Raw genomic sequence first — 11,232 nt, 5'->3', positions numbered from 1 at the left:
AATCGTCCGAATACGCTTTCATTAACCTGCATACGCAATGCAGGAAAAAGTGTACATTAACTGCAAAACCGCTCTAAGCGTGGCTTTCCGCTCCATATTCTCTGTCGCCTGGCTCCCCTCTCCTGTGGAGAGGGGCTGGGGGTGAGGTTTCCACGTCTGCGCCCACTACCCGGACCGGAGAGCTGTTCTAGAGTAATCTTTGCTCCATGCGGGAGTTAAGCCCTTGCCACATCTCCAGGGCAGTCACCAGGAGCGAAAGGTTCCTTTGGCTCCGTCTCACAACTAGCGCGGAGCTTCGGTGAACTTAACCCTTCAACGCTTGTTTATGCGACAGGAAACCGCTAGCTTTCGGCGGGTTATCCGAGCCCGAAGCGTGTATGGACCAAAAAGTATTAGTGCTGAATGGCGACTATACCGCCATTACCCTGTGCAGCGTGCAAAAGGCGTTTGTGCTTTTATTCCTCGACAAAGCTGAAATGGTGGCTAAGTCGGAGCACGGCACCCTGCGCACTATTTCCCACGCATATCCCAAGCCGAGCATTATTCGCTTGCAGCGCTACGTGCGCGTCCCCTACAAAGGCATCGCGCTCAGCCGCCACAATATTTTCAAGCGCGACCACTTCGAGTGCCAGTACTGCGGCTCGACCAAAAACTTAACCCTCGACCACGTGGTGCCGCGCTCCCGCGGCGGAGAATCGTCGTGGACTAACCTGCTCACGGCCTGTGCCCGCTGCAACCACGCCAAAGGCCACCATACGCCCAACGAGGCCGGTATGACCATCCGGCAGCAGCCCAAAAAGCCTACGCTGGCTGGTTTTCTTAAGCTCTCGGCAGGCACAATCGACCAGAATTGGCACGCCTATCTAAACTAAGCTCGGGTATATGGCGTTGGGAGAGGGTATATTTGTTGAGCTTCCCTCATATAACCGCCCATGGCCTTACCCAAATTCGCTGCTACTCGCTCGTTTCACGCCGAGCTCAAAAACCGGATAAATCAATACTTTGAAGAGTCCGGACAGCGGATGACCGGTGACTTCGGCCTTTTACTTAAGGCCGCGCTGCTGGTGGGCCTGATGGCGGCCCTCTACGTGCATCTGGTGTTTTTCACCCCCGCCGCCGGCTGGGCCCTTCTCGAAAGCGCCCTGCTCGGCTGCGTTATCGCGGCCATTGGCTTCAACGTGATGCACGACGGCGCCCACGGCAGCTTCTCGCGCTTCCCTTGGGTGAACAAGCTAGCGGCCTACACCCTGGGCGTGCTCGGCGGAAGCCCGTACATGTGGAACTCCAAGCACAACCTCATTCACCACACCTATACCAACATCGAGGGCCACGACGACGATATCAACATTCAGCCCTGGATGCGCATGACGCCCGACCAGCCCAAGCACTCGCTGCACCGCTTCCAGCACTTTTACTTCTGGGCCCTGTACTGCATGCTCTACACCTCCTGGATCTTCGCCATGGACTACCAGAAGTACTTCACCCGCCAAATCGGAGCCATCGATCTCAAGCCCATGAACACCGGCGAGCACGTGAGCTTCTGGGCGTTCAAAGCCCTGAACCTGCTGCTTTACGTGGTGCTGCCCATCTACACGCTGGGTTTCCTGCCCTGGCTGGCGGGTTTCTTCCTGAGCACGGCCGTGGCGGGCTTCGTGCTGAGCATGGTGTTCCAATTGGCCCACACCGTTGAGGATGCCGCCTTCCCCGTGCCCCACGTAGGCACTGGCAAGCTGGAAGACGAGTGGGCCATTCACCAGGTGCGCACCACCGCCAATTTTGCGACCGATAACAAGATAGTTAGCTGGCTGGTAGGGGGGCTCAACTTCCAGATTGAGCACCATCTGTTCCCCAAGATTTCGCACGTGCACTACCCGGCCATCAGTAAGATTGTGCAACAGGTATGCGCCGAATTCGACGTCACGTACAATAATTACGCCCGTACCCGCTCAGCCATTGCTTCGCACGTAGGCTTTCTCCGGCAGATGGGCCGCGCCGCCTGACGGTAGCTAGCTTCTGGCTTGCCGCTAGTGAAAGCTAGAAGACCTTCCCTGGGCCGTAATTTGGTCTGGGGAAGGTCTTTGTTTTTGGGGTTAGGAAAGGACCGGGCCGGTAAGTCCAGGAAGTTATTGATGCACACAAGCCGCGGCCGAGTTAAGAACGTAAGAACCGGGCTGGTAAGCCGTCATGGCGAGGCATCATGGGTAATCAGCTTTACGCCTGCCCAGTGGCAATTTTCGGATTACGTGCCACGAACAGGCCGCTGTCGACCGGCTTGCCGGTGGCCTGCTCCCAGGTGAAGCCCTGCGCCTGTACCGCCCGCCGCACCGCCGCGTAGCTGGCTGGCGAATGGATTTCGATAAGCAGGGTGCCTACTTGCTTTAGCCAATCGACCGGGCCGGCAAACACTTCCTGCTCGTAGTCCTCAATGTCGATTTTTAGTAAATCGACCCAGCTCAGGCCCTGCGATTGCAGCAAGGTATCCATGGAAATGGCTGCAACCTCCACGGTGCCGGTTTCGGCGCTCACTTTAGCGTTGTATGCTTGTGGGCTCGAGTCTATTTTCACCGTGCCATCGGTTGCGCTCAACGCCGCTTGCCGTAGCACCGCCGGCGTACCCCGTAAATTGCTTTGCAGCAGGCGGAAGTTGGCGGGCTCCGGCTCCACGCAAACCAGCCGGGAAACCGGGAATTTCTGTAAGAAAAACAGCGCGGCCAGGCCCACGTTGGCGCCCACATCCACGATGGTGCGAAAGACCCCGGCCCGTAATTGGGGCAAGTCGTACGATTGCTGCCAGAAAATTTCGTAGAGAATTTTCAAGTCACCCGCGTAGGGCCGCAAAGCGGTGGGATGAGGAGCGTTCGCCAGCTTTAGCAGGTACTCAGTCGCTTCACCTTTTTGCCTCGGGGTAACGTCGGCCCCCGGCCGCGCGGCTGCTTTGCTATGCAGCACCAGCCGTAGAAACGTGTTGGGCGTGCGCGCAATTCGCCGGCAGAAAGACAGCTTGGATAGGGAAGAAGCAAGGCTCATGTAAAACGCCTGAATAACTTTGGCCCCGCAGGAGCCCGACGGGCCAAAGCTACGGCCCAACGGAAAGATTAGGGTTTTCGCGGCGCTACCCATTATTCTTAACTCTTACGATTGTTTGCCAATGCGCTTTTTTTCTGGTGCGGCGGTGGCCCTGGCCGTTGGGCTGATACTATCGGGCTGCTATTCTGATACCCAACCCGCTGCTACTACTAAGGCAGTGCCACCGGGTGCGTCGGGAGTGGTCCGCGCCGACTTGCCCCGCCTGCCGTACCGCATTTACCAGAATATCCTGCGGCGTGAGCCAGAGCTAGGTGAGACGGTCTGGACGGGGGCCTACCGCATCTACCAGGGCACCCTGCCGGGCTCCCCTGATACCATTACGCTCCACCTGTTCCAAGAGCGCGCCAGCGGCTTCGCAACAACCGGCCTATACGCCAGTTGCCACCGCGCCGATGGCCACCCCTATGAACTAGTCGGCAGAGCCTCGGCCGACAGCCTCCTGCTGTGGGGCGACGTCGGCCAGGAAGACGCGCGCGCCCGGGCGGAGGCCGGCCCTAGGTGGCGTCTGCTGTGCCAGGGCCGCACCCTGGTAGGAACTCATAATGGCCAGCCAATTCGCCTGCGCGAAGCGTTTCCGCTAAATAGTTTGGCTTTTGCGGCGCCCGGCTTTAGCGATTCCATCATTGCCTTTCCTGGAATAACAAAGTCACCGGTCGCACGCATCAGCCTCCAGGCCTTGCTACCCAAGCAGCGCACTGTCCAGCCCTGGCCGTTCGAGTCGCCTTCCCCCGACCTAACCCTGAGTATTAACATCATGCGCGACCTGCGGGCGCGCAATGGCGCGCTGCCCAACCATCCGGCCCCAGAACTCTCCCAGATCTGGGATGAGCAGCGCACCAGCTACCAGAAAACCTACTTCGAAAAAGTCCAGGCCAAGCCCGGCAATATGCTGCTCGCTGCGCTATCACCCGAGGACTTCCCGTATTACGAGTTCCAGCAGCACCAGATAACTTACGTGCTCTGGAACCAGGCGCCGCTGCTCAGCTTAGGCTTTTACACGTACCGCTACGAGGGCGGGGCGCACGGCGGCTATGGCACCGATGTCGCCACTTACGACACCCGCACCGGCCAGCGCCTGCGCTTTGCCGACATTTTCCGACCCGGCACCGAGGCCCAACTTAGCCAACTCCTTGAGAAGGCCGTGCGCCGTGCGCTGCATATTACCGGCCAGTCGCTGGAAGAGCGGCTGAATGTGGAAACCCTGCCGGTTACCCACAACGTCTACCTCACCAGCGGCGGCGCCGTGTTTGTCTATGCCCCGTACGAGATTGCGAGCTATGGCGATGGGGAAATCAGCTTGTTCATCTCACAGGCCGACCTGCAGCCGTTGCTGATACCGTCCACAGCCGGCCTTTTAAGCAGAACGCTTTCAACTCAATAGTATAGGCGCAATAACAAGCACAACTTGTTCATCACAGTCACTTGGTCCGTTAAGAATCCCATCATTCCCATCGCTTGTAAGTTGGAAATATGCTTGAAATAATCAAAGAGCTGGAAGGGAAGTCGCATGCGCAGCGGCGCGAGAACATTTGCCAGCTATTGGAAGCTTGGGAGGTTCCCTTTCAGGTGCATACTTACCGCACCGGTATCAACCTTTTCGTCAAAGCCAGTACCCCTAATTGCCTTGGAATCAGTAGCCATTACGATGTGGTGCCGAATTGCCCCGGAGCTAACGATAATGCCTCTGCCATCGCCGTTACGCTGGAATTGGTGAGAAGGCTGCAGCAGTACAATGTTCGGCAGCTGGGCTTACAATTTTTCTTTTTCGACGAAGAAGAATGCGGGCTAAAGGGCTCCCAGGCTTACGTATCGGAGTTTGGCTATCAGGGCATGAAGGGGTTGTATAACTTCGAGATGGTCGGTCGGGGCGATCAGTTGGCCCTGTGGCCGCTGAAGACGGAGTCGGAAGGAAGTTTATTGTCGGCCCTGGAAAAACAGTGCCGGCTGCTGAGCTTACCCAGCCACCGTTTCGACGATTTGCTAACTCTCACCTCCGATCATATGCCTTTTCGTCGGGCGGGATTAAAAGATGCTTTCAGTATTACCTGTATTTCCAGCCAAGACCTGGAAGTAGCTGGGCATTATTATAATGCCCTGGCCACTGAGGTCAATCCGCCGGCTTTACACCAGATACTGACCAAAGCTCCCCTGTTTGAACATTACCATCAGCCCAGCGACCGAAGCGACTATTTGCAGGAAAGCGCTCTGCAATTGGTGGCCAATACGGTCTGGAGTACTTACCTGGCGTTTGATCAGCAATAAAATAAAAGCAGGATGCTGAACGATGAAAACCACTCAAATTTTGGCAGAGTGCTTAGGGAGACGCCCGAGCAGGGCTGATCTTGGCTTCGGGTAATAGAACGAATTCCCGATTGCCCACCCCAGCCAGCACCTGTACTGTGCTGACTTCTTCCAGTTCGACACCGATGCCCGACTCCGTAAACTTCTCGACCAGGCCCTGCGCTGGGCTGGACAATCCCGCCGACCCCGTTATTCTTAATTCTTACGATTGTCTGCCAATGCGCTTTTTCTCTGGTGCGACGGTAGCCCTGGCCGTTGGGCTGCTACTGCCGGGCTGCCATTCTGATACTCAACCCGCCACTACCACGGCGCCACCGGCCATATCGGGGGTGGTCCTCAGCGACTCGCCAGGCGCGTCGTACCGTATCTACCAAGGCCTGCTACCGGGCTCTGCCGACACCATTACGCTCCACCTGCTGCAACGGCCCCACCAAGGTGGTGACTTCGGAACGGACAACTTGGTTGCCAGCTACCATCGCGCCGATGGTCACCCTTATAAGCTGGTTGGCCATTCTTCGGTAGCCGGCCGCTCCTCAGCTCCTGCTGATAGCGTACTATTGTTCGACGTCAGCCCGGAACTCGCCAACGACCAGCAGGAAGGCCCCACGTGGCGTCTGCTCCGTCAAGGACGTATCCTGACGGGCTCCTACAATAATCAGCCAGTTCGCCTGCAGGAGGCTCAGCCACTCAAGAGCCTGGCGTTTGCCGTGCGCTGCTTTACCGATTCCATCATCGCCTTCCCCGGAATAGCAAAGTCGCCGGTCGCGCGCATTAGCCTCCAGGCCTTGCTACCCAAGGTGCCCACCCCGACCCTGACTGCCAACATCCTGCACGACCTGCGCGGCGACTCGCTGCCCAACCAGCCCGCGCTCCAACTGCCCCAGCTCTGGGCCCGGCAGCGCACCGACTACCAGAAAACCTACCGTGAGGACGCCCAAGCGGCCCGCCGCGATTTGCGTGAGGAATCGCCGGAAACTCCCTTTGGTTACGGGCTGAACTACGAGCAGCATCAGGCAACTTACGTGTTCTGGAACCAGGCTCCGTTGCTCAGCTTGGCCTTTTACACGTACAGCTACAGCGGTGGGGCGCACGGTGGCTACGGCACCCAGGTTGTCACCTACGACACCCGCACCGGCCAGCACCTGCGCTTTGCCGACATTTTCCGGCCGGGCACGGAAGCCCAGCTCAGCCAATTGCTCGAGCAGGCCGTACGCCGCACGCTGCATATTACCGGCCAGTCACTGGAAGAGCGGCTGAACGTAGGCACCATGCCGGTCACCCGCAATGTCTGCCTCACCGGTGGCGGCGCCGTGTTTGTCTATGCCCCGTACGAGATTGCGAGCTACGCCGACGGCGAAATCAGCTTGTTCATCTCGCAGGCTAACCTACAGCCGTTGATGGTACCGTCCGCCGCGGGTCTTTTAAGCAAAGCGCCGGCAAATCAAAACCAATAACCAATAGCAAGGCCCAACGAACGAGATTTGCCTGTTCATTGGGCCTTTGTCGTCGCACCCAAGTACCTGGTTGCTTCAACGTGCGTACTGATTTGTGGTCGTTGAGCGCTTTTATTCGTTTTGCTGCAATAAAGCAACGGGCTCCTGCTGGCTGGTGAAAGCAAGCAGGTCGCGGTTCAATTCATCTTTGTTGGTGAAGAATAAGCCGTGTGGTGCGCCCTTGTACACTTTCAGCTCAGCGTGCGGAATCAGCTTGGCGGTCCGCTCGCCGCTGACCTCAAAGGGCACTGTCGCGTCGGCATCGCCGTGAATGACGAGCGTGGGCACCTTGATAGTTGCTAAGTCGTCCCGGAAATCGGTGCTGGCAAACGCCACCGCGCAGCCGCGGATAGCATTCGGTGCTGCCAGCGAGGCCACCGTGAAGTTCCAGTCCAGCACGGCCTGGCTCACCGGGTGGCTGATCATGCCCACACCGTAAAAACTCTTGGCAAAGTTTTGCAGGAAGTCGAACCGGTCCTGCTGGAGGGCATCGCCGATTTGTTCGAATACCGATTGCGGCACGCCTTCGGGGTTGTTCTCGGTTTGCAGCATGAAGGGCGTCACGGCCCCCACGAAAGCCACGCGGGCAATCCGGGCGTCGCCGTAGGTACCGAGGTAGCGAGCGATTTCGCCGCCCCCCATCGAGAAGCCGACCAGCGTTACCTGGTGCAGATTCAATTCTTCCAGCAAGGCGTTGAGGTCGGCGGCAAAGGTGTCGTAGTCGTAGCCCGTCCAGGGGCGCGACGACCGGCCGAAGCCGCGGCGGTCGTAGGCAATAACCCGCAAACCGGCTTTCGCCAGCGCAATGGCCTGGTGCTCCCACATGGTATGGTCCAGCGGCCAGCCGTGAATTAGGACCACGGGGTTGCCCTGGCCCCAGTCTTCGTAGAAAATATTAACCGGGTTACCGGCCGCGTCGTTGCCTGCTTTGAAATAGGCCATGAGGTAGAGGAATTTTGGGTGAATTGACTTTGCTCCTTTACTACGCAGTACCAGGTAAAGTTGCACGGCGTATGGTTAAGGTTGTGGAGACAAGCAAATAGGTTGATGGCTGAGCAGAATCAATACGCGAACAACTCGAGCAGCCTCGCACAAACCACTTGCGCTGTGAGGGGTGAAAGCGCGCCGAGCCTGCGCACCAGCCGCGACTTATCAACTGACCGAATGTGGTCCAACGCCACTTGCCCGTCTTTCCCTTGAAACTGACAATCCACCCGTGACGGATAGCTACGTGCCTTGCTGGTGAGCGCGGTGATGGTTACCGTGCGTAGGTAGCGGTTCAACTCGTCGGGCGAGATTACCACGCACGGCCGCGTCTTATTGATTTCACTGCCCTGCGTGGGGTCCAGATTCACCAGCCATACCTCAAAGCGAAGCGGCGCGGTTACCATTGCCATTCGTTTTCCTCAAATACTCCATCTGAGAAGCCTTCCAGTAACTCACCTGCCGGCTCTTGTCCTGCAGCTACAGCAGCTTGCATCTGCGCTTCCCAGCCTTGTCGGGTTGAGCTGGTCACTGGCTTAATGAGCAGGCCTTCGGGCATGGGCTGTAATTCTACTGCGCCACTAAGATGGTATTGTTGCAAAAGCTTCTTAGGAAGTACAATCCCTTGGGAGTTTCCTACACGGATGATTCGGGTGTGCATGGTGTAAATGTACGTACAAAGTATGTACAAAAGAATTTGATTGTGGGTGTCTATGCAGTCAATGGACCCTTTGCCCAGCACCTCAGCGTTTTGATCTTTGCACTCAAGTAGTAACAATAAAGCGAATACTTGCGTGCAAAACCGCCCCGGAACCCGTACCTTTGCGCCCCCGCCAGGGTGGCGGGCCTTGCTAACTAACGGCAAGGTGTTCAACCAGAACCGCGTACTGGCCCGGGCCCCGGCCGCTACGTTAATCTAAGAGGAGTCCAAAAGCTATTATGGCAGAATTAGTTGACGATTTCGACTGGGACAATGTCGGAGCCACCGGTTTTGGTGGAAACTACTCGGCAGACCAGCGGGCCGAGATGGAGAAGATGTATGGCGACACACTCACGACCGTTCAGGAAGAGGAAGTAGTGAAGGGCACTGTGGTTGGCATCACCGACCGCGACGTAATCCTGAACATCGGCTTTAAGTCTGATGGGTTGGTGTCGATTACTGAATTCCGTGACCTGCCCGACCTGAAAATCGGCGATGAGGTGGAAGTATTCATCGAAGATCAGGAAGACCTCAACGGCCAGCTCATCCTGAGCCGCAAGAAAGCCAAAATCAAGCAGGCCTGGAAAGCCATCTACGACGCCCTTGAGCTGGATACCATCCTCGAAGGCATCGTGAAGCGTCGGACCAAAGGCGGCCTCATCATGGAGCTCGACGGCGTCGAAGCCTTCCTGCCCGGCTCGCAAATCGACGTGAAGCCCATTCGCGACTTTGACATTTACGTGGGTCGCCGCATGGAAGTGAAAGTGGTGAAAATCAACTCCGCTTTCGACAACGTCGTGGTTTCGCACAAAGTCCTCATCGAGAAAGACCTCGAGAAGCAGCGCGAAGCCATCCTCAACAACCTGGAGAAAGGCCAGATTCTGGAAGGCAACATCAAGAACATGACCAACTTCGGCGTGTTCATCGACCTCGGCGGGGTCGACGGCCTGTTGCACATCACCGACATCTCGTGGGGCCGCATCGCGCACCCGAGCGAAGTGCTGACCCTGGATCAGAAGCTGAACATTGTAGTATTAGACTTCGACGAGGCCAAGAAGCGTATTTCGCTGGGCCTGAAGCAACTGACCCCCCATCCGTGGGATTCGCTGCCGGCCGACCTGCAGCCGGGTTCGAAAGTATCGGGCCGCATCGTGAACGTGGCCGACTACGGCGCGTTCATGGAAGTGGTGCCGGGCGTCGAAGGCCTCATCCACGTGTCGGAAATGAGCTGGAGCCAGCACCTGCGCAACCCGCAGGACTTCATCAAGCAGGGCGACACGGTGGAAGCGCAGATCCTGACGCTCGACCGCGAAGACCGCAAGATGAGCCTCGGCATCAAGCAGCTGACCGAAGATCCGTGGACGCGTGGCGACTTCGGCGACAAGTACGCCGTGGGCACCAAGCACAGCGGCCTCGTGCGCAACCTGACCAACTTCGGCTTGTTCGTTGAGCTGGAAGAAGGAGTCGACGGCCTCGTGCACGTATCCGATCTGTCGTGGACCAAGAAAATCAAGCATCCTTCCGAAGTGGTGAAGGTGGGCGACAAGCTGGACGTGGTGGTATTGGAACTGGATCTGGGCGCTCGTCGCCTGGCCCTGGGCCACAAGCAGCTGGAAGAAAACCCCTGGGATACGTTCCAGTCGGTGTTCACCCCCGGCTCGGTTCACCGGGCAACCATCACCGAGAAGTCGGAGCGGGGCGCCGTGCTCGAGCTGCCGTACGGCATCGAGGGCTTTGCCTACCCCAAGTCTTTGGTGAAGGAAGACGGCTCAACCGCCGAAAACGGCGAGGCGCTGGACTTCCGCGTAACGGAGTTCTCGAAGGACGACCGTCGGATTGTGCTCTCGCACACCGCCGTGTACAACCAAGCTGCCGCGGCCGAGGACGACAGCCGCAACGCCAAGTTCAAGAAGAAAACCAACGCCAAAGGTGGTGATTCCCAGGGCGAGGGCAAAATGAGCGACCTCAAGAAGCCAGCCGACGAGAAGTCGACCCTCGGTGACCTGGATGCCTTGAGCGCTCTGCGCGACCAGATGATGGGCAACGAGCGCAAGGCCGGCGAGCAGAAGCTAAAGGCTGCGGCCGCTGCTAAGCCCGCCGATGCTCCCGCTGCCCCGGCCGCCGAAGAAGGTGGCCTGCTGGCGAACATCAGCAGTGCGGCAGCAGCGGCCCTCGACACGGTGAAGCACGCCGCTTCGGACGCGGTAGATGCCGTAACCCACTCGGAAACCTTCGCCAAAGCGTCGGAAGTAGCCGGTGACCTGGTTGACAAAGCCAAAGACCTGATTGCCGTCGACGAGGCCGATAAGAAGGACGACGAAGCCAAAGCGTAGTGCTTGGTTTTGAATAAGAAAGAGCCCCGGCAGCAACGCCGGGGCTTTTTTATGCGCTATCCTTGCCTACTCCGGTCCGGCTGCTTACCTTTGCGGTCCCCAAAGACCACTACTGGTGACGTGACCGAGTGGCTAGGTAGAGGTCTGCAAAACCTCCTACGGCGGTTCGAATCCGCCCGTCACCTCTTTTAAAAAAGAATCCCCGCTGTAAGCTAGTTGCTTACGGTGGGGATTGCTGCTTTTATGAAAAAACTAAACTAGGGTGTGTGGACAGTGTAGGGTTAATTTTGGGCTATGCGTCGCCATGAATTAAGTGACCTGGAATGGAAGTTAG

Annotated in this window: 11 protein-coding genes and 1 tRNA gene; 8 read left to right on the top strand and 4 right to left on the bottom strand. The window is 57.7% G+C overall.

The window, feature by feature from the left end; genetic code table 11:
- Positions 1 to 377: 377 nt before the first annotated feature.
- Both IC235_RS21870 and IC235_RS21865 read left to right on the top strand, forming a co-directional pair.
- Positions 378 to 872, top strand: coding sequence for an HNH endonuclease (locus IC235_RS21870; RefSeq protein ID WP_191007348.1), 495 nt, complete (start codon positions 378 to 380; stop codon positions 870 to 872).
- A gap of 60 nt (positions 873 to 932) precedes the next feature.
- Positions 933 to 2,000, top strand: coding sequence for a fatty acid desaturase family protein (locus IC235_RS21865; RefSeq protein WP_191007347.1), 1,068 nt, complete (start codon positions 933 to 935; stop codon positions 1,998 to 2,000).
- Positions 2,001 to 2,211: 211 nt separating this feature from the next.
- Here IC235_RS21865 and IC235_RS21860 read toward each other — a convergent pair whose 3' ends face one another.
- Complete coding sequence (locus tag IC235_RS21860; protein WP_191007346.1) at positions 2,212 to 3,027, bottom strand: FkbM family methyltransferase; 816 nt, start codon at positions 3,025 to 3,027, stop codon at positions 2,212 to 2,214.
- 121 nt (positions 3,028 to 3,148) lie between these two features.
- On the opposite strand from IC235_RS21860, the gene IC235_RS21855 reads away from it, so the two are divergent.
- From IC235_RS21855 to IC235_RS21845, 3 genes are all read left to right on the top strand, one after another.
- Positions 3,149 to 4,468, top strand: coding sequence for a DUF3298 and DUF4163 domain-containing protein (locus IC235_RS21855; protein ID WP_191007345.1), 1,320 nt, complete (start codon positions 3,149 to 3,151; stop codon positions 4,466 to 4,468).
- Positions 4,469 to 4,557: 89 nt separating this feature from the next.
- Positions 4,558 to 5,349 (top strand): M28 family metallopeptidase, encoded by a 792-nt coding sequence (locus IC235_RS21850; protein ID WP_191007344.1) that lies wholly within the window; start codon positions 4,558 to 4,560, stop codon positions 5,347 to 5,349.
- Positions 5,350 to 5,606: 257 nt separating this feature from the next.
- On the top strand, positions 5,607 to 6,842 hold the full coding sequence (locus IC235_RS21845) for a DUF3298 and DUF4163 domain-containing protein (protein WP_191007343.1): 1,236 nt from the start codon (positions 5,607 to 5,609) through the stop codon (positions 6,840 to 6,842).
- A 111-nt stretch (positions 6,843 to 6,953) separates the two neighbouring features.
- On the opposite strand, the gene IC235_RS21840 is transcribed toward IC235_RS21845, so the two are convergent.
- From IC235_RS21840 to IC235_RS21830, 3 genes are all read right to left on the bottom strand, one after another.
- Positions 6,954 to 7,823 (bottom strand): alpha/beta fold hydrolase, encoded by an 870-nt coding sequence (locus IC235_RS21840; RefSeq protein ID WP_191007342.1) that lies wholly within the window; start codon positions 7,821 to 7,823, stop codon positions 6,954 to 6,956.
- 119 nt (positions 7,824 to 7,942) lie between these two features.
- Positions 7,943 to 8,278: a type II toxin-antitoxin system PemK/MazF family toxin gene (locus IC235_RS21835; RefSeq protein WP_191007341.1), complete on the bottom strand. Its 336-nt coding sequence runs from the start codon at positions 8,276 to 8,278 to the stop codon at positions 7,943 to 7,945.
- A complete protein-coding gene (locus tag IC235_RS21830; RefSeq protein WP_191007340.1) occupies positions 8,266 to 8,526 on the bottom strand; it encodes an AbrB/MazE/SpoVT family DNA-binding domain-containing protein in 261 nt (86 codons plus the stop codon). The genes IC235_RS21835 and IC235_RS21830 overlap by 13 nt, the downstream gene beginning before the upstream one ends.
- A 133-nt stretch (positions 8,527 to 8,659) precedes the next feature.
- On the opposite strand from IC235_RS21830, the gene IC235_RS22530 reads away from it, so the two are divergent.
- The 3 genes from IC235_RS22530 to IC235_RS21820 all read left to right on the top strand — a co-directional run bounded on the left by IC235_RS22530 (position 8,660) and on the right by IC235_RS21820 (position 11,083).
- On the top strand, positions 8,660 to 8,785 hold the full coding sequence (locus IC235_RS22530) for a hypothetical protein (protein ID WP_262892833.1): 126 nt from the start codon (positions 8,660 to 8,662) through the stop codon (positions 8,783 to 8,785).
- Positions 8,786 to 8,804: 19 nt separating this feature from the next.
- On the top strand, positions 8,805 to 10,898 hold the full coding sequence (rpsA, locus tag IC235_RS21825; RefSeq protein WP_191007339.1) for a 30S ribosomal protein S1: 2,094 nt from the start codon (positions 8,805 to 8,807) through the stop codon (positions 10,896 to 10,898).
- Between the two features lie 114 nt (positions 10,899 to 11,012).
- Positions 11,013 to 11,083 (top strand) — tRNA-Cys (locus tag IC235_RS21820).
- Positions 11,084 to 11,232: the final 149 nt, after the last annotated feature.

Source organism: Hymenobacter montanus (assembly GCF_014699115.1).
Taxonomy (GTDB): domain Bacteria; phylum Bacteroidota; class Bacteroidia; order Cytophagales; family Hymenobacteraceae; genus Hymenobacter; species Hymenobacter montanus.
This window is presented reverse-complemented; position numbering and strand designations above follow the sequence as displayed.